Source organism: Rhodococcus sp. Q (genome assembly GCF_005503035.1).
Lineage (GTDB): Bacteria > Actinomycetota > Actinomycetes > Mycobacteriales > Mycobacteriaceae > Rhodococcus_G.
In genome coordinates this window covers 19,826-38,454 of sequence record NZ_SCOY01000018.1, presented here as the reverse complement: position 1 = coordinate 38,454, position 18,629 = coordinate 19,826, and the positions used below count along the sequence as shown (strand labels likewise).

Here is an 18,629-nt window from a genome sequence, read left to right as displayed (position 1 = left end):
AGCGATCCATGGACAGGCGGACGCTGCTGCGTGCACTCGGTGTCGGCGGCGCGGCGACCGCGGGCATGGGCTGGTCGGCCACCGTGGGATTCGGGGCCGGGCAGGGATTCGCGCGGGAGCCGGCGCGGGTCACGGCCATCGACAACCCACTCCTGTTCCACTCGCCTCCGATGTCACCGTTCCGGTCCACCGTCGAGCGCCCACCGACCGTCTCGGGCACCCGGCTGACCATGTCGGCGGTCACGGCACGTCATCGCTTCCACCCCGACCACGCGCCCGCGGACACCTTCGCTTACCACGTCGACAACGCGGCACCGACCTACCTGGGACCGACGATCGAGGCGCAGGCCGACGAGACCACCACGCTGACCGTGACCAACCGCCTCACCTCGCATCCGTTCGCCCGCGACATCGACACGTCCCTGCACGGCGCGGACGAGGCCTACCGGACCACGCCCCCGATCGTGGTGCACCTGCACGGCGGCGAGACGCCACCCGACAGCGACGGCCACGCGGAACAACTCGTCCATCGGAACGAATCGATTACATACCGATTTCCGAATCGGCAGCAGGCGGGGCACTTCTGGTACCACGATCATGCGATGGGGATCACCCGAGCGAACGTGTACGCCGGGCTGGCGGGCACCTACCTGTTGCGTGACCGCTTCGACACCGGCACACCCGACAACCCCCTCGGTCTACCCGCGGGCGAGTTCGAGATGCCACTGATCCTGCAGGAGAAGATCTTCCGCGAGGACGGTGCGATGAGCCTGCGATCGACCCCGGTCGTGTCGGAAGGATCGTGGGAGGGGGGCGCGGTCGGGGACGTCGGTCTCGTCAACGGCGCCGTCTGGCCGGACATCCCGGTCGCGCGGGGCCTGTACCGGTTCCGCGCGATCAACGCCACCTCCTACAGCGTCTGGAACCTGCATTTCAGCAACCACATGCAGTTCTGGGTCGTCGGCAACGACGGCGGACTGCTCGACGCCCCCGTCCCGACGAACGCCATCCGGATGTCACCGGGTGAGCGTTACGACCTGCTCGTCGACTTCTCCGGCGTCGACGGTTCGGTCCTACTGTGCAACGACGAGGCACCGCCGTTCCAGGCGGCCATGCTCGGCGCGGTCGCCATGCCGCTGTTCTGCCGATTCACGGTCGGCTCCGCCCGCGGATTCAACGGCCCCGTCCCGGCGACGCTGCGGGCGGGTGGGCGCACCCCCGACCCCCTGCCTCCGCTGCCGACCCCGACCAGGACACGCACCGTGTCGGTGAGTCAGCCCTACGCCCTCCGGGTTCCGCCCGCATACATGGCGTTGAACAATCTCCGCTACACGGACCCGGACATCGAGATGCCGAAGGCCGGGACAGTGGAGCGGTGGGACATCGTCAACGTCACCGACGATCCGCACCCGATCCACCTGCACCTGGTGATGTTCCGCATCCTCGGCAGGCAGCCGCTGCGAACGGTGGAACTGCAGGCCACACACATTCAGCCGCCGCTCGGCGTGAAATGGACACCCGATCCGGAGCCCTTCCTCGCCGGTCCCCTGATGCCGCCCGCGCCGTGGGAGGCAGGCTGGAAGGACACCGTGCGCGCGGACCGCGGCACCGTCACCAGGATCCTCGTCCGCTTCCCCACCGCCGACGAACTCGGTTTCGATCCCGACGCCCCGTTCCAGCGCCCCGCGACCCCACCGTCGGTGGCCACCAGGACCTCCCACGGTCACGCCACCGGAGCCGAGACCGCTCTGCAGGGCTACATGTGGCACTGTCACATCCTCGACCACGAGGACCACGAGATGATGCTGCGGTACCGGGTGGTCTCGTGAGCGCGCCCGTCGCGTCCGGCGCCTTTCGCGGTGCCGTCGGCACCCTCGGTGAGTTCTACGCGCTGACCCTGGACACCGCTGCGGCGTTGCGGCGCAGACCGTTCCAGTGGTCGGAGTTCCTCGACCAGTGCTGGGCCACGATCCGTGTCGCCCTGCTGCCGACGATCGTGATGTCGATTCCCTTCACCGTTCTCGTCGTGTTCACGCTGAACTCACTGCTCGGCGAGATCGGCGCGAGCGACCTGTCGGGGGCAGGCGCCGGTCTGGGAACGATCACCCAGATCGGCCCGCTGGTGACGGTTCTCGTCGTCGCGGGTGCCGCGGCAACGGCGATCACCGCGGATCTCGGATCACGTTCCATCCGTGAGGAGATCGACGCGATGGAGGTGCTCGGCATCGATCCGGTGCACCGACTGGTGGTGCCGCGAGTGCTCGCCGCGACGGTGGTCGCGACGCTGCTCAACGGTGCGGTCTGCGCGATCGGACTCGTCGGCGGATTCTATTTCTCGGTGTATCTGCAGGACGTGAACCCGGGCGCCTACGTCCAGGGTCTGACCCTGTTGGTCGGACTACCGGAACTTCTTCTCTCGCAGGCGAAGGCCGCGGTCTTCGGTGCCGTCGCGGGGTTGATCGCGTGCTACCGGGGACTGTCTGTGACCGGCGGGCCGAAGAGCGTCGGTCAGGCCGTCAACGAGACGGTCGTCTTCGCGTTCATCGCACTGTTCCTGGTGAACATGCTGCTGACGTCGATCGGACTTGCTCTCGCTGCTACCTGACGACGTCCGATCGAGTCCCGGCGCGGTAGCGATGCAGGAGATCTGGAGGAGGGTTGGATGGCGAATATCTCGACCGGACGCGCAGCGCGCCGCATCACGCACGGCTACCGATCGGCCCTGCGCGCGGTCGACGAGTTCGGACGAAGCGCCCTCTTCTTCGGCTCCGCGATCGCGTCGACCGGGAAGGCACTGCGCAGGTATCGCGCGGAGACGCTGCGTTCGATCGCCGAGGTCGGGCTGGGGACCGGACTGCTCGCCGCGGTCGGCGGCAGCGTCGTCATCATCGGCTTCATCACGCTGTTCGCGGGCGCGACGGTCGCTGTGCAGGGCCACAGCTCACTCGGCGACATCGGGATCGAGTCCCTCACCGGATTTCTGTCCGCCTATCTGAACGTTCGGGTCGTGTGCCCCGTGACCGCCGGGATCGGCTTGGCCGCGACGATCGGCGCGGGCACCACCGCGCAGCTCGGTGCCATGCGGATCAGCGAGGAGATCGACGCGCTGGAGGTGATGGCGATCCGGTCCGTCCCCTACCTCGTCGGTACCCGACTCCTTGCCGGCATGGCCACCGTCATTCCGCTGTACGCGGTCGCGCTGATCACCTCCTTCGTGTCCAGCAGGTTGACCACGGTCCTGGTCCTCGGGCAGTCCGGCGGGGTGTACGACCACTACTTCTCGACGTTCCTCGTCCCGTCGGACATTCTCTGGTCGTTCGTGCAGGTGATCGTGATGGCGTTCGTGGTCATGCTGATCCACACGTACTACGGCTACAACGCGACTGGAGGTCCGGCGGGCGTCGGCATCGCAACCGGGCGCGCAGTCCGTCTGTCGCTGATCGCCGTGGTGACGGTGACGCTCGCCGTCGCGCTGGCCCTGTACGGCAGCGCCCGAGCCGTCCACCTCGCCGCATGATCGCCGCACGGGTCGCCGCGCTCGTGATGGCCGCGCTGCTGGCCGGGCTGGCCACAGTGACGTACCTGGCGTACTCGGGACAGTTGAGCGGGAACGTCATTCGGGTCAGGGTCGAGGCCGACCGCGCCGGCCTGCTGCTGCAGACCGGGTCGCTGGTGAAGTACCACGGCGTCGAGGTCGGCCGGGTGGCCGACGTCGCGAGCGACAACGATCTGGCGGTGATTCACGTGGAACTGTCCGAGGACGCCGCGGGCGGCGTGCCCTCCGATGTGGGCGCCGCCATCGCCGCCACCACCGTGTTCGGCTCCAAACAGGTGACGCTCACCGACCCGGAGGCGCCCGCGGCAACCATGACGCCGATCGCAGACGGGGCGGTCATCCCCGCGACTTCGGTTTCCACCGAGACGAATTCGATCCTCGACCGACTCAACCGCATCCTGACGGTCGTGCAGCCGGATCAGCTCCAGGCAACGCTCACCGCGACGGCGACCGCGCTGCGAGGGCAGGGCGCGTCGATCGGAAACGCCCTCGACGATCTCGACGCGGTGCTCGGCGCGCTCGAACCGACACTGGGTGCGCTCTCCGCCGACCTGAACTCGGGTGCGACGGTCGCCGAGACCCTCGGCGCCGCGACACCCGATCTCCTCGCCGCGGCCCGGTCACTGACCACCACCGCCGACACTGTGGTCGCGCAGCGGGATTCACTGGACACCCTGCTGGTCGCGGCGACCGGTCTCGCCGATGTCGGGACTCCCGTCCTGTCGGACAACACCGCTGCGCTCACCGAGTCCCTGTCGCGGCTCCGTCCCACAACGGAACTGCTCGAGGAGTATTCACCGGGACTGACCTGCTTCATCCAGGGCGCCGACGTCGCCCGGATCGCGGCCGAGAAGATCTCCGGCGGCAACGGACGAACGATGCTCCTCAACAGCACCATCGTGTGGGGCGTCGACGCCTACACGTATCCGGAGGACCTCCCCGAGGTCCGCGCCACCGGCGGACCGCGCTGCGGCGCGCTGCCCGAATTGACGCCGGCCGACGTACCCGCGCCGTACGTCGCGGCGGACACCGGCGCGGACGTCTTCGCCCACAACCGGACCTCGCCGACGGTCGACCCGGACACCCTGTTCGCCGTTCTCGTGCCACAGCCGCCGGCATCGACATCACAGCCGCCTGCGGGTGCGCGATGAGGGGCCGCACCGTGGGTGTCGCCCTGTTCACCGCGGTGATGCTCACGGTGACGGCGGGGCTGGTGATCGTGTTCGGCGAGTTCCGGTTCCAGCCGACGACGGGGTACCGGGCACTGTTCACCGATGCGTCGGGGCTGCACTCGGGTGATGCCGTCCGCATCTCCGGCGTCGAGTCAGGGCGTGTCGGAGACGTCTCGATCACCCCGGACGGAACCGCCCTCGTGGAGTTCACGGTGGACAGTTCCGCACCGCTCACCGACGACGCGACCGCCGCCGTCCGCTACCAGAACCTCGTCGGGGACCGGTATCTCGACATCGACCCCGGAACGAGCGGACTGCTGCTGAGCGGCGACGCGACCCTCCCCCTCGACCGGACGTCCCCGGCCCTCGACCTCGACGAACTGCTCGGCGGATTCAAGCCGCTGTTCGGGGTGCTGGCACCCGAGGAGGTCAATGCCCTGTCCGCGGAGCTGATCGCGCTTCTGCAGGGTCAGGACGCCACCGTCGAATCCGTGCTCGCGCGCACCGCGTCGATCGCCACGACGCTCGCGGACCGGGACGTGGTGATCGGCCGGGTGATCGACAACCTCGACGCCACCGTCGCGACCCTCGCCGATCGTCGCGACACCCTCGCCGTCGCGCTCGACCGCGCCGCGGACCTGTCCCGCGGTCTCGCCGAGGAACGGCAGACGTGGGGCAACGCGCTCGATCACATCGACACGGCCGCCGCGGACGTCGCCGCCCTGTTCGAGGAGGCCCGGCCCCCGCTACAGGGGACCGTCACCGAGCTCGGCCGCACGGCAGCGCAACTCGACGACGGCCGCGACACGCTCGACAGCGTCCTGAGCCGACTGCCGGAAACGTATGCGGCGCTGAGCAGGCTCGGTGTGTACGGAAACTTCTTCAACTACTACCTGTGCGCGTTGAAGGTGAAGTTCACGGGCCCTGACGGCGCGGACGTCACCACTCCCCTGTTCGGGCAGCCGACGGGAAGGTGCGCCCCCAGATGATGGAACGCTACTCACGCCGAAACGTGTTCCGGCTCGGCATCGTCGGCACCGTGGTGGTTCTCGCGATCGTCCTCGCGGCGCTGCAGGTACGGTCGTTGCCGTTCGTCTCCTCGGCCGCGGGCTACCGCGCCCTGTTCCTCGACGCGGGCGGCCTCCAGGTGGGGGCGCCGGTCCGCGTCGCCGGGGTCGATGCCGGACACGTCACGGGGATCGACATCGACGGCGCCGCCGTGGCCGTGTCGTTCACCGTCGACGCTCCGGTTCGGCTCGGCGAACTCACCCGTGTCGACATCGCCACCGCAACGGTTCTCGGCGCGCGGAATCTTCGCGTCACCCCGGCCGGTGACGGGCAGCTGCGCCCCGGCACCACGATCGGAACGGACTCGACCACCTCGCCGTACCAGCTGACCGAGGCACTCGGCGATCTGACGGACCGATCCGAACGCATCGACTCCGAGCAGCTCGCCGAGTCGATGCGGGTGCTCACGTCCACGCTGCGCCGCGTCCCCGACGACGTGGCCGCCGCGGTGGACGGCGTGGGACGGCTGTCGGCGGCTGTCGCGGAGCGGGACGACTCCCTGCGCGATCTCCTCGGCTCGGCGGAGACCGTCACGGCTCTGCTCGCCGAACGCAGCGGGCAGATCGACGGCCTGCTGACCGACGCGAACTCGGTGCTCGGTGAGTTGCAGGATCGACGGGCGGTCCTCGATGCCCTGTTCGACAACGTCACCGTTCTGTCGCGGCACCTGGACGGGGTGGTCACCGACAACGAGGCCCAGCTCGCGCCGACGTTGGCCTCCCTGCAGTCGGTCCTGACGGTGGTGCAGTCCAATCGGGATTCGATCACGTCCGCCATCGACCGGCTCGGTCCGTACATCACCGAGCTCGGCGAGGCGGTGTCGAGCGGCCCGTTCTTCAACTCGTACATCCAGAACCTGATCCCCGGTCAGATCATCGCCCCGTTCGTCCGCGCGGCGCTCGGCATGGGGCCCGCCCCCGGAGACAACAGCACCGTCAATCCCCTCTCCGCCCTGAACGGAACACCCCCGTGAACGGAGTGCCTGTGCGCAAGTCCAGCACCGACGACCCCGGTCGCCGCGTCCGCCGAACGTGGCTCGTGATCGGTGTAGGCCTCGCGGCGCTGCTCGCGATCTCCTACGCCGTCGTGCCACGCGTGACGTCGATCGTCGTGGAGGCCGAGTTCACCAGCACGACCGGCCTGTATCCCGGCGACGACGTCCGGGTCATGGGCGTCACCGTCGGCCGAGTGGAGTCAATCGAGCCCGGACCGGAGGCCAATCGGGTGCGGATGCGGGTCGAACGCTCGCAACCGATCCCCGCCGACGCGGACGCGATCATCGTCTCGCAGAGCCTCGTCGCGGCCCGCTTCGTGCAGCTCGCCCCCGCCTACACCGGAGGCGACACCCTCGCCGACGGGGCACTGATCCCGCTCTCGCACACCGCGGTACCGGTCGAGTGGGACCAGATGACCGAGCAGTTGGACCGGCTCGCCGCGGCGCTGGGGCCGGCGGACACGGGTACGGACGGCGAGAACGCCGGACCTGCAGGCGAACTCGTCGATGCGCTCGACGCCACCCTCGACGGGCAGGGGGACGACCTGCACTCCACCCTGATCCAGCTTTCCGATGCCATGCGGATCCTCTCCGACGGCCGCACCGACCTGTTCGCGACGGTCCGCAACCTGCAGGTCTTCGTCGCGGCCCTCGCACGGAGCGACCGGCAGATCGTGGAGTTCAACACCAGGATGGCCACCGTGTCGGAGGTCCTCGGTTCCAACACCGACACCATCGGGTCGGCGATCACCACACTCGACACCGCGGTCGGGGACGTGACCCGGTTCGTCCGGGACAATCGCGACGCGGTCGGTACGACGGCCGAGCAGTTGTCGGACGTGCTCGCGAACCTGGCCGCGCAGCGGGACGGCATCACACAGATCCTGCACGTCGCGCCGACCGCGCTCGCGAACATGAGCAACATCTATCAGCCGGCGCAGAACGCCGTCGTCTCGGCGTTGGCGCCGAACAACTTCGCCAACCCGGTCGACTTCATCTGCTCGGCGCTCGCCGCCGCCGAGCAGGTGGGCGCGGAGCGGGGTGCGGAACTGTGCGTCCAGTACCTCGGCCCCGTGTTGACGACGCTGGCCGTGGACTATCTCCCACTGCAATCGAATCCGATGCGTGGTGTCACCGCCCTGCCGGGCCAGGTCGTCCAGAGCGGGGCACCCCGATGAGAGTGGGCGCAGCGGGCGTGCTGCTCGCGGTGGCCGTCGCGACGACCGGGTGCGGGTGGCGCGGCGTCGAGTCGTTGCCGCTGCCCGCGACGGAGGGCCGCGGAGACGACGCGGTGACGGTCTCGATCGAACTCCCGGACGTCTCGACGATCACCCCGAACTCGCGGGTGATGGTCGACGACGTGACCGTCGGCTCGGTCACCGACATCCGACTCGGCCCCGGATACGCGCTCCTCACCGTAGGCCTGAACGCCGACGTGGTCCTGCCCGCCAACGCCACCGCGCGGATCGGGCAGACGAGCCTGCTCGGCGCGATGCACGTGGAACTGTCCGCGCCCGCAGACGAACCGCCGACCGGTCGGCTCGCCGACGGGGACCGCATCACGCTCGACCGAGCGAGCGCCTATCCGACCACCGAGGAAACCCTGTCGTCGCTGGCCATGGTGCTCGGCGGCAGCGGCCTCGCGCAGGTGCAGGAGATCATGACCGAGCTCGACGCGGCACTCGGCGGACGCGAGGACACCGTGCGGCGCCTGCTCGCCCGGCTCGACACGATGCTCGCCACCCTCGATGACCAGAAGTCCGACATCACCAGAACCATCGACGGGCTGGACGCACTCGCCGCCGACGTCGCCGCACACCGAAACGACGTCACCCGCGCGGTCAACAGCGCCGCGCCTGCACTCGACACCATCGCGACGAGGCGCCAGGACCTGGTTCGCGCCCTCGACTCGCTCGGCCGTCTCGGCGACGCCGCGAGTTCCGTCGTGACGAGTACCGGCGCCGATCTGACCGCGAATCTGCAGTCGCTGCAACCGGTCCTGCGGGCACTGGCCGATTCCGGTCCGTCACTCACCGAGTCGCTGCGGTATCTGCTCACGTATCCGTTCCCCATCGACACCTACCGGAACGCGGTGCGCGGCGACTACGCCAACGGCGAGGTGACCCTCGACCTGCGGAGCGCCACCCTCGACAAGGCGCTGCTTCTCGGCACACCGCTGCAGGGCCGGCTGGCTGGACCGGAGGGTGTCATCGGCGCGCTCGCACCGGAGACGGCCACGGCCGTCACCCTCCCCGAACTCGGTCGGCTGTTCTTTCCCGCCCCAACCCCGGGAGGCACGCCGTGACCCGGTCACTTCGATGGCGCCTGACCGCATTCGGACTCGTCGGACTGCTCGCGGTCGCGTTCGTGGCGGTGCGCTACGCGCAACTCCCTCAGCAGGCGGGCGTCGGACGGTACGAGGTGACGTTGCTGCTTCCGGACGGCGCTGGGCTGTACCCGCAGGCGAACGTCTCCTATCGCGGCACCGAGATCGGGCGGGTCGTCGACCTCGACGCCACCCCCGAGGGTGCGCGCGCCGTGCTGTCGCTGGACTCCGATGTCCCGGTACCCGCGGATGTCGACGCCGAGGCGCACAGCATGTCGGCGATCGGCGAGCAGTTCGTCGACCTGATCCCCGCGTCGTCGGACGAACCCTTCCTGGAGGAGGGGTCGGTGATCCCGCGGGATCGGGCGTCGGTGCCGCAGCGCATCGGCCCGACCCTCGACCGGCTGTACGCGGCACTGTCCTCGGTCGACCCGGAGGCGCTGCGGCGGGTCCTGGACGAATCCTTCACCGCCGTGGACGGTTCCGGTCCCGCGCTCGCCGACCTGGTGACGTCGACGAACCTGCTGGCGGAGGCCGCGGCGACGGACCGCGATCCGCTCGCCGCACTGGTCACCGACTCCGCACCCGTACTGAACGCGCTTGCCGCGAGCAGCGACCCGATCCGGTCGTGGGCCTCCTCGCTGGCCGCCGTCACCGGCGAGGTCGCGGCCGTCGACCCGTCGGTACGGTCGCTGCTGACCACGGGTGCACCCGCGGCCGACGAGACCAGGGCACTCGTCGAGCGACTGCGTCCGACACTGCCTGTGCTGCTCGCGAATCTGACGAGCGTCGCCCAGGTGGCGCAGGTGTACAACCCCGCGATCGAGCAACTGCTCGTGCTGTATCCACCGATCATCGCGTCCACCCAGAGCGCCGGGCTCGTGAACGCGGACGATCCGGGACAGAACACCTTCTTCCTCGCGCAGATCAACGACCCCCCGCCGTGCACGACGGGGTTCCTGCCTGCATCGGAGCGACGTCCGCCGACCGAACAGGACACCGTCCCGACACCACCGGGTCTGTATTGCAGTGTCGCGCCGAATGATCCGAGCGCGGTGCGGGGCGCGCGCAACCTCCCATGTCTGGAGTATCCGGGCCTGCGGGCGGCGACCGTGCAGATGTGCCGGGAGGCCGCCGGGTTCGCGCCGCGCTGACGCGGTCGCATTCGCACCCCTTTTCCTTGGTCCACACCGCCTTTGTGCGTGCAGCACCTGTGTACACGCGCCGGAAGCCCTGTGGACACGTCGCACCGAAACCCTTCCTCCATACCATCGAGTACGGTACGGTTCCCTTGTCAGCGTGCCACCCACCGTGAACAACCATCCATCCGGAAGGCGTGACCGTGATCGTCGACCAGTTCCAGCGCATCCCCTACGAGCCGGCCCGCGACGGCCGCGTGGAGATGCATTCCGGCCTGTCCCGCCACTACCCGACCCTGCACGCGAACCTCGTGGCGCCTCGCGAGCACGACCGGTCCATCGGGATCGTGATGGCCCATCCGGCGTCGGACTTCTTGTCCCACTTCCTGCTTCGCGGATTCGCCGAGGCCGGAATCCCCTCGCTCGGCGTCAACACCCGCTACACGTCCAACGAGCCCGCGCTCATCATGGAACGCGCAGCCCTCGACGTCGGCGCTGCCGTGCGCTGGATGAAGGACCGTCTCGGCTTCGAGCGCGTCCTCCTGCTCGGTTTCAGCGGCGGCGGCTCACTCGCCGCCTTCTATCAGGACCAGGCCGAGAACCGCAGCGTCACACACACTCCCGCGGGCGATCCGACGGGGTTCGCGGACGCGGACCTCCCGCCCGCCGACGGCCTGATGCTCATCGGCGCCCATCCCGGTCGCGCGCACGTGCTGCGGCACTGGATCGACCCGACGCCGATGAGCGAATCCGAACCACTCGAACTCGACCCCCGCCTCGACCTCTACGCACCGGTGCGCGCAACGCCGCTGGACCGCGACTGGGTTCTCGAGTACCGCCAGGCCCAGCTCGACCGCATGCGCCGCATCGACGCCATGGCGTTCGAGCGGCTCGCCGAACTGGAGCGCACCGGCGACTCCGACCGCGGCTTCGTCGTCCACCGCACGGTCGCGGACCCGCGCTTCGTCGACGTCACCCTCGACCCGAGCGACCGCGCACCGGGCAGCATGTACGGCGATCCGGCCCGAGCCAACACGGCAGCCGGTGGTCTCGCCCGGTTCGTGACGGTCCGCAGCTGGCTCAGCACGTGGAGCATCGACCACACCAACGCCGACGCCCTGCGCAACCTCCCCGGCGTCACCTGCCCGACGCTGGTGATGCCACTGCTCGGCGACCAGGCCGCCTTCGCATCCGAATCACGGGCGATGCACGCCGCACTCACCAACGCGCCGGCGACTCTCGTCGAGGTACCCGAACTGAACCACTACCTGGTCGACCAGCCGCACGGCGTCTCGCACGTCACCGGTGAGGTCCGCACCTGGTTGGCGGGCCACGCGCTCGCCGCGTGAAAGCACCCGAATCGACAGTCCGTTCCCAACCATCCTGGGAGAACAGCACCATGGCCATCCACCCCGGCACCGAACCCGAGGACGCCACCGCCGTCGCACCCACAGGAGAACTGCGCTGCCCGACCGGATTCCGCTACTGGGAGACCAAGGAACAGCCGGGTGCGAAGCGGGCGGAGCGTCTGCTGGGTTCGACGTTCGGCTTCGAATTGTTCCCCCCGAGCTCCGTGGCAGAGCGCTTCTGCGAGAGCCTCTTCCACGGAGACCCACTCGCCGAACACTTCGTCGACGAGGTCTACGAGAACGACCCGAAGGCCGGACGCGCCCTGCTCGACCGCGCGTTGACCGAGGGCCTCGGATCGATCGAGAACCCCGCACCGAGCATGCATGCGCTGTTCGACGAGTTCGAGACGGTTCCCGATTGGGTGGACCCCGAACTCGTCGAACGCGGCGCCGCGGTGTGGCGGCGCTGGGGCACGATGCTGTTCGCGGTCGCCGGGGGTATCACTCTGGAGATGTACACGGAGGCGGCGGTCGCGACTCCACTGTCACTCGCGGGCGGGTACGCGGGCGACAACGCCCTGCGCCGGTACCTCGAGACGTCCCGGTTCTGGATCGACGTCTCCGAACCGGGCGCACTGTTGACGCCGGGGTCCGCAGGCCGCGCCACGGCGATGCGGGTGCGCGTGATGCACGTCGCGGTGCGACGCAAGGTCGACGGGCACCCCGAATGGGACACCGCGCGATGGGGTTACCCGATCAGCCAGGGCTACCAGATGCTCACCCTGCTCGGCGGCAGCACCGTGCCCGCGCTGGCGCTCCGCCTCGTCGGCATCCACACCAGCAGGTCGGACATGAACGCGCTGCTGCACTTCCAGAAGTACATGGGGTATCTGCTCGGCGTCGACATCTCGCTGTTCCCGGAGACGATCGCCGATTCGATGCGCCTGAACGCGATGGTGGTGTGCTCACGCAGCTACGACGCGGGCGCCCCCGGGCGCGAACTCATCGAGTCGTTCCCTGCCGCGTTCGCGCCCCGCCCGGACCAGCGCGGCCTCGAACGTCTGCGTGCCCGCTACACCCACGCCATGTACGCGGCGTACACCACGCTGTTCATGAGCCCGGCGACGCGCGCCAAGCACGACATGCCCTCCCCGTTCCCCGGCATCCTCGTGGTGGTCCTGAGATGGCCGCTCCTCACGGTCGCCGAGTACGTCCGCCGCGCCTCACCCCGGGTCAACCGGTTGTGGGAGCGCATCACCACCCGGCACCGCGAGAGCTGGTACCGAGCTCAGATGGCAGGTAGGGAAGCGGAGTTCAACGCGCACGGGGGTTTGCGCCGATGACCACGACGACGCCACTGACGTACCTGCACGGCTTCGGGAACGAGCACCACAGCGAGGCGATTCCTGGCACGCTGCCGTGGGGCCAGAACGGTCCACAACACGCACCGCACGGCCTGTACGCGGAACAGCTGTCGGCCACCGCGTTCACCGAGTCCCGCGTCCACAACCGACGCACCTGGGTGTACCGGATCCTGCCCTCGGCCCGGCACGGGGCGTTCCTCCGCATCGACAACGGCCACCTGCGGTCCGCCCCGCTCACCGACGGAATCCTCGACGTCAACCGACTGCGGTGGAATCCGATGCCGGAACCCGCGGCCGACACCGACTTCGTGGACGGCCTCTACACCCTTGCCGCGAACGGCTCCGTCGTCGAGCAGTCGGGCATCGCGATCCACACCTACCACTGCAACCGGTCGATGGACGCGCGCTACTTCTTCGACTTCGACGGCGAAATGCTGATCGTCCCGCAGTCGGGGGCACTCCGAATCCACACCGAGGTGGGGATTGTCGACGTCGCCCCGGGCGAGATCGCCGTCATCGGCCGCGCGATCGGTTTCCGCGTGGAACTGCTCGACGGCGATGCACGGGGTTACGTCCTCGAGAACTACGGTGCCCACCTGGAGCTCCCCGAACTGGGCCCCATCGGCGCCAACGGCCTTGCCCACCCCCGCGACTTCCAGTATCCCGTTGCCGCATACGAGGATCGGGAGGAGACGGTCGAGGTGATCCGGAAGTTCGGTGGCCAACTGTGGGCAGCGGAGCTGGACCACTCGCCGCTCGACGTCGTCGCGTGGCACGGCACGCACGGTGCCTACAAGTACGACACCGCCCGATTCCACGTGATGAGTTCGGTGACCTGGGATCACCCGGACCCGTCGATCTTCACACTGCTCACCTCGCCGTCCGAACGACCCGGTGTCGCGAACGTGGACGTCGTGGTGTTCCCGCCCCGGTGGAACGTGATCGAGCACTCGTTCCGCCCACCGTATTTCCACCGGAACACGATGACCGAGTTCATGGGCCTCGTCACCGGCGTGCACGACGCGAAGGCCGAGGGCTTCGTGCCCGGCGGCGCGAGCCTGCACAACATGTGGGCGCCGCACGGACCCGACGCCGAGACGTACGAGAACGCGGTTGCCGCGGACCTCGCCCCACAGAAGCTCGACGGGTCACTGCCGTTCATGTTCGAGACGCGACGGCCGCTGCACGTCACCGATTTCGCGCACGCGGCCGAACACCGTCAAGCCCGATACGACGATTCATGGCACGGCCTGCGCAGGCATTTCTCCTGAATCACCCGGCACCACAGTTCGTCTCCCCCATCCCGCTCGACACGAACGAGAGGACGATCGATGACCACAACCGTGCGCAACATTCCCGAGTTCACCCTTCCCGATCCGGTGCACCGGATCGGTGGTCGCGCGACCACAGGCGCGGGCACCGAGACCTTCGCTTCCACCGACCCCACCACCGGCAGGTCCGTCGCCGACCTGCCTGCGGGATCCGTCCAGGACGTCGACAACGCCGTCGTCGCGGCGCGAGCCCAGTTCGAGGACGGCGAATGGTCGACGATGCCCGCCGCCGAGCGCGGGAAGATCCTGTACCGCGCCGCGGATCTCATCGAGCGTGATGCCGAAACCCTCGCCGCGCTCGAGGCACTCGAGATGGGCAAGCTGTACCGGGACTCGGTCGCCGGGGACATTCCGGCGACCGCAGCGGTGTTCCGGCACTTCGCCGGCTGGTCGGACAAGCTGACGGGACAGTCGGCGTCCCTGTGCGACATCGGCGACCAGAAGCGGTTCGGGTTCACGATGCGCCAGCCGCTCGGTGTCGTCGCGGCGATCACGCCGTGGAACAACCCGGCCGTCATCGCCGCCTGGAAGCTGGCGCCCGCCCTGGCAGCCGGCTGCACGGCGGTCGTCAAGCCCGCCGAGGACGCGTCGCTGTCCACCCTGCGTCTTGCCGACCTGCTCACCGAGGCCGGACTTCCGGACGGCGTCGTCAACGTCGTCACCGGCCTCGGCCCCGTCGCGGGCGCAGCGCTCGCCGGGCACCCCGGCGTCGACAAGGTGTCGTTCACCGGCAGCGCCGCCGTCGGCCGCGGCATCCACAGCTATGCGGGCAGCACGTTCCGGAAGGTGACGCTCGAACTGGGCGGCAAGTCACCGCAGTTGATCTTCCCGGATGCCGACCTGGACTCGGCACTGCCGTGGATCGCGATGGGCAACTTCTACCATCAGGGACAGGTCTGCGCCGCGGGCACGCGGGTGATCGTGCACGAGTCGATCGCCGACAAGGTCGTGGATGGCCTCGTCGCCTTCGCCGAGCAAGCCGTCATGGGCGACCCGTTCGACGAGTCGAGCACGATGGGGACGATCGTCAACGAGAAGCAGATGAACCGGATCATGGGCTACATCGAGAAGGGACGTAGCGAGGGCGCCGACCTCGTCACCGGTGGAGCCCGCCTCGACGGACCGGGATTGTTCGTCCAGCCCACCGTCTTCCGCGGCCACAACGACCTGACCATCGCACGCGAGGAGATCTTCGGACCCGTCGCGACGGTGATGACCTTCAGCACCCCGGAGGAGGCGGTGGCGCTCGCGAATGCCACCGAATTCGGACTCAACGCGATGGTCTACTCGTCCGACATCTCCCGCATCCACTCCGTCGTCGAGAAGCTGCGCGTCGGGATGGTGTGGGTGAACGGGTGGGGTGTTCCGGACCCGGCACTGCCCTGGGGTGGACGAGGCGGCAGCGGTATCGGCCGCGAACTAGGGCGGTCCGGCATCGAGGCCGACACCGAGGAGAAGACCGTCCACATCGGGTACACGGGCCTGTGACGCGATGACGACTACCGAAAGGCGCGGTGTGACAGAGACACTCGAGATCGCCGAGGCGTGGAACGGACTCGACCGTGAGGACGACGTCCTCACCACCGTCCTGCCCCGACACAACGCTGCGCACCCCGTTCCCCGGAACCTGTCGTTCGAGCACTGGTACTTCGACGCGACCCTCGAATCGGGGCACACCGTGATCGCGTTCCTGAACCTGCGCCGACCCGAGGAGCCGGCACCGATCGCGAAGCCGAACGTCGAGATCCTGGTGTACGCCCCGGACGGCACCCGCAGGCAGGTCCGCAAGCGGTATCCACGATCCCGGGCGGCGGCCTCGATCCTCAAGTGCGACGTACGGATCGGCGACAACCACGCCCACGCGGAGTTCCCCGAGGGCGGACTCCCGGTGCACCACGTGTACGTGTCCGAGGACGGCATCACGCTCGACCTGACGTTCGTCAACGAACTCCCGAGCTGGATGCCGGGCGGTGGGGAAACCCGGTTCGGCAACACGGAGGTGTTCGGGTGGTGTGTCGGAGCGCCGCGCGCGTCGGTGTCGGGGACCGTCACCATCGACGGCGTCGCCTCCGAGGTCACCGGACGCGGCTACGCCGACCACAACTGGGGGTTCGGTGACATGACGAAGGTGATCGACCACTGGCACTGGGGCCGCCTCTACGACGACGACTACTCGCTGCTGTTCGCGTCCGTCCTCACCCAGGAACGGCGGGGCGGGCACCGCAGCCAGCCGCTGATGCTCGCCCACCAGGGCGAGGTGATCCTCAGCACCGGCAAGGTCGAGCTCACCGAGGGCCCGCCGGTCTTCGACGAGCGGGCCGGACGCACCCGGCCCGAGTGGATCGGTCTGGAGGTGCCCGACCGGCTGTCGCTGCGTCTGGACATCGAGGAGGTGGTGCACGCCCACGACCTCCTCGACGACGTCCCGGTGGCGGGGAGCCGCCTGGTGCGGCCCCTAGCCCACCGGTTCATCGGGCATCCCGGCTACTTCCGGTTCCTGTCGTCGTTCGAGCTGACCGTTCACCGCTCGGGCACCACCGACGTCCGCAGTGGCCGGACCCTGCACGAGCTGGTGGCGCTCAACTGAACGATCGATCAACAAGGTCAGCGGCACCCCAGCGGTCGTTGTCGGCTGGGATTAGGGTCGACGCATGAGCTTCGACATCACCGCAACCTCCGCCTGGCAGAAGCTGCGCGCCCACCACGACGTGGTGGGCGCGCGGCACCTGCGAGACCTGTTCTCCGAAGACCCGGAACGCGGACGCGAGCTCACCCTCACCGCAGGTGACCTGTACATCGACTACAGCAAGCACCGGGTGGACCGGGAGACGATGCGACTCCTGGTCGATGTGGCGCGTGTCGCGGGGGTCGAGGAGCGCCGCGACGCGATGCTGCGCGGCGACCACGTCAACACGTCCGAGGACCGGGCGGCGCTGCACACCGCGCTTCGGTTGCCTCGCGATGCGAGTCTGATCGTCGACGGGCAGGACGTCGTCGCGGACGTGCACGAGGTGCTGGACCGGATGGGCGACTTCACGGACCGGCTCCGGTCCGGCGAGTGGCGAGGCGCGACCGGCGAACGCATCACCACCGTCCTCAACATCGGGATCGGTGGATCCGACCTCGGCCCGGTGATGGCGTTCCGCGCGTTGCGCCACTACGTGGACAGCGCAGTGACCGCCCGGTTCGTGTCGAACATCGACCCCGCCGACCTGGTCGGCAAGCTCGCCGGCCTCGACCCGGCGACGACACTGTTCATCGTGGCGTCGAAGACCTTCTCCACGCTGGAAACACTCACCAACGCCACCGCTGCCCGCCGATGGCTGGTGGACGCTCTCGGTGAGGACGCCGTCGCGAAGCACTTCGTCGCGGTGTCCACGAACGAGGAGCGGGTTGCCGCGTTCGGCATCGACACGGCGAACATGTTCGGCTTCTGGGACTGGGTCGGCGGCCGCTACTCCGTCGACTCGGCGATCGGGCTGTCGCTGATGTGCGTGATCGGCCGCGACGGGTTCGGCGAGTTCCTCTCCGGTTTCCACACCGTCGACCGCCATTTCGCGGAGCAGCCACTCGAATCGAACGCACCGGTACTCCTCGGCATGATCGGCCTGTGGTACTCGAGCTTCTTCGAGTCGGATTCCCGTGCGGTGCTGCCGTATTCGAACGACCTCGGCCGCTTCGCGGCATACCTGCAGCAGTTGACGATGGAGTCGAACGGAAAGTCGGTGCGCGCCGACGGGTCACCGGTCACCACTCCGACGGGTGAGATCTTCTGGGGCGAGCCCGGCACCAACGGCCAGCACGCCTTCTACCAACTGCTCCACCAGGGCACCCGATTGGCACCCGCCGACTTCATCGGTTTCGCCGAGCCCACCGACGATCTCGCGACGATCGACGGCGAGGGATCCATGCACGACGTGCTGATGAGCAACCTGTTCGCGCAGACGAAGGTCCTCGCGTTCGGCAAGACCGCCGAGGAGATCGCCGCCGAGGGGACCGCTCCGGAGTTGGTGCCGCACAAGGTGATGCCGGGCAACCGGCCGTCGACGACGATCCTCGCACCGAAGATCACCCCGTCGGTGCTCGGCCAACTGATCGCACTGTACGAACACCAGGTGTTCGTGGAGGGCGTGGTGTTCGGGATCGACTCGTTCGACCAGTGGGGTGTCGAACTCGGCAAGGTACAGGCACTCGAACTCGAGCCCGTCCTCACCGATCCGGAAGCCCCGGCGCAGCAGGGCGATTCGTCGACCGACACCCTGGTCCGGTGGTACCGCAGCCGCAGGGGCCGCGCGGTCTGAGCACCGGACCGGTCGTTCACGCAATTATC

Annotated in this window: 15 protein-coding genes; all 15 read left to right on the top strand. The window is 68.8% G+C overall.

What is annotated here, in order from left to right:
- The first annotated feature begins 8 nt into the window (after positions 1-8).
- The 15 genes from FFS72_RS17000 to pgi all read left to right on the top strand — a co-directional run bounded on the left by FFS72_RS17000 (position 9) and on the right by pgi (position 18,600).
- A complete protein-coding gene (locus FFS72_RS17000) occupies positions 9-1,829 on the top strand; it encodes a multicopper oxidase family protein (RefSeq protein ID WP_137875087.1) in 1,821 nt (606 codons plus the stop codon).
- Positions 1,826-2,605, top strand: a complete 780-nt coding sequence (locus tag FFS72_RS16995) for an MlaE family ABC transporter permease (RefSeq protein ID WP_137875030.1) — start codon at positions 1,826-1,828, stop codon at positions 2,603-2,605. The genes FFS72_RS17000 and FFS72_RS16995 overlap by 4 nt, the downstream gene beginning before the upstream one ends.
- 57 nt (positions 2,606-2,662) lie before the next feature.
- Positions 2,663-3,517 carry an MlaE family ABC transporter permease gene (locus tag FFS72_RS16990; protein WP_137875029.1) on the top strand — a complete coding sequence of 285 codons (855 nt, stop codon included), beginning with the start codon at positions 2,663-2,665 and terminating at the stop codon, positions 3,515-3,517.
- A complete protein-coding gene (locus FFS72_RS16985; protein WP_137875028.1) occupies positions 3,514-4,707 on the top strand; it encodes an MCE family protein in 1,194 nt (397 codons plus the stop codon). Before FFS72_RS16990 ends, FFS72_RS16985 begins: the two co-directional genes overlap by 4 nt.
- Positions 4,704-5,717 (top strand): MCE family protein, encoded by a 1,014-nt coding sequence (locus FFS72_RS16980; protein WP_137875027.1) that lies wholly within the window; start codon positions 4,704-4,706, stop codon positions 5,715-5,717. The genes FFS72_RS16985 and FFS72_RS16980 overlap by 4 nt, the downstream gene beginning before the upstream one ends.
- Positions 5,714-6,769: an MCE family protein gene (locus tag FFS72_RS16975; RefSeq protein WP_137875026.1), complete on the top strand. Its 1,056-nt coding sequence runs from the start codon at positions 5,714-5,716 to the stop codon at positions 6,767-6,769. The genes FFS72_RS16980 and FFS72_RS16975 overlap by 4 nt, the downstream gene beginning before the upstream one ends.
- An 11-nt stretch (positions 6,770-6,780) precedes the next feature.
- Complete coding sequence (locus tag FFS72_RS16970; RefSeq protein ID WP_137875025.1) at positions 6,781-7,968, top strand: MCE family protein; 1,188 nt, start codon at positions 6,781-6,783, stop codon at positions 7,966-7,968.
- On the top strand, positions 7,965-9,095 hold the full coding sequence (locus FFS72_RS16965) for an MCE family protein (protein ID WP_171018722.1): 1,131 nt from the start codon (positions 7,965-7,967) through the stop codon (positions 9,093-9,095). Before FFS72_RS16970 ends, FFS72_RS16965 begins: the two co-directional genes overlap by 4 nt.
- Positions 9,092-10,270 (top strand): MCE family protein, encoded by a 1,179-nt coding sequence (locus tag FFS72_RS16960; protein WP_137875024.1) that lies wholly within the window; start codon positions 9,092-9,094, stop codon positions 10,268-10,270. Before FFS72_RS16965 ends, FFS72_RS16960 begins: the two co-directional genes overlap by 4 nt.
- Positions 10,271-10,452: 182 nt before the next feature.
- Complete coding sequence (locus FFS72_RS16955) at positions 10,453-11,604, top strand: alpha/beta hydrolase family protein (RefSeq protein ID WP_249353375.1); 1,152 nt, start codon at positions 10,453-10,455, stop codon at positions 11,602-11,604.
- A 50-nt stretch (positions 11,605-11,654) separates the two neighbouring features.
- Positions 11,655-12,947, top strand: coding sequence for an oxygenase MpaB family protein (locus FFS72_RS16950; RefSeq protein ID WP_137875023.1), 1,293 nt, complete (start codon positions 11,655-11,657; stop codon positions 12,945-12,947).
- Positions 12,944-14,239 carry a homogentisate 1,2-dioxygenase gene (gene hmgA, locus FFS72_RS16945; protein ID WP_137875022.1) on the top strand — a complete coding sequence of 432 codons (1,296 nt, stop codon included), beginning with the start codon at positions 12,944-12,946 and terminating at the stop codon, positions 14,237-14,239. Before FFS72_RS16950 ends, hmgA begins: the two co-directional genes overlap by 4 nt.
- 60 nt (positions 14,240-14,299) lie before the next feature.
- The gene (locus tag FFS72_RS16940) at positions 14,300-15,787 is read left to right on the top strand and encodes an aldehyde dehydrogenase family protein (RefSeq protein ID WP_137875021.1); all 1,488 of its coding nucleotides are present in this window, start codon (positions 14,300-14,302) and stop codon (positions 15,785-15,787) included.
- A 28-nt stretch (positions 15,788-15,815) separates the two neighbouring features.
- Positions 15,816-16,886, top strand: coding sequence for a lipocalin-like domain-containing protein (locus tag FFS72_RS16935; RefSeq protein WP_249353374.1), 1,071 nt, complete (start codon positions 15,816-15,818; stop codon positions 16,884-16,886).
- Between the two features lie 64 nt (positions 16,887-16,950).
- The gene (gene pgi, locus FFS72_RS16930) at positions 16,951-18,600 is read left to right on the top strand and encodes a glucose-6-phosphate isomerase (protein ID WP_137875019.1); all 1,650 of its coding nucleotides are present in this window, start codon (positions 16,951-16,953) and stop codon (positions 18,598-18,600) included.
- Positions 18,601-18,629 lie beyond the last annotated feature (29 nt).

Excerpts from the sequence above, each read along its gene's own strand:
- FFS72_RS16975 (WP_137875026.1), top strand. The coding sequence starts at position 5,714 with ATGATGGAACGCTACTCACGCCGAAACGTGTTCCGGCTCGGCATCGTC.
- FFS72_RS16980 (WP_137875027.1), top strand. The coding sequence starts at position 4,704 with ATGAGGGGCCGCACCGTGGGTGTCGCCCTGTTCACCGCGGTGATGCTC.
- FFS72_RS16965 (WP_171018722.1), top strand. The coding sequence starts at position 7,965 with ATGAGAGTGGGCGCAGCGGGCGTGCTGCTCGCGGTGGCCGTCGCGACG.
- FFS72_RS16990 (WP_137875029.1), top strand. The coding sequence starts at position 2,663 with ATGGCGAATATCTCGACCGGACGCGCAGCGCGCCGCATCACGCACGGC.
- FFS72_RS16985 (WP_137875028.1), top strand. The coding sequence starts at position 3,514 with ATGATCGCCGCACGGGTCGCCGCGCTCGTGATGGCCGCGCTGCTGGCC.
- FFS72_RS17000 (WP_137875087.1), top strand. The coding sequence starts at position 9 with ATGGACAGGCGGACGCTGCTGCGTGCACTCGGTGTCGGCGGCGCGGCG.
- hmgA (WP_137875022.1), top strand. The coding sequence starts at position 12,944 with ATGACCACGACGACGCCACTGACGTACCTGCACGGCTTCGGGAACGAG.
- FFS72_RS16940 (WP_137875021.1), top strand. The coding sequence starts at position 14,300 with ATGACCACAACCGTGCGCAACATTCCCGAGTTCACCCTTCCCGATCCG.
- pgi (WP_137875019.1), top strand. The coding sequence starts at position 16,951 with ATGAGCTTCGACATCACCGCAACCTCCGCCTGGCAGAAGCTGCGCGCC.
- FFS72_RS16950 (WP_137875023.1), top strand. The coding sequence starts at position 11,655 with ATGGCCATCCACCCCGGCACCGAACCCGAGGACGCCACCGCCGTCGCA.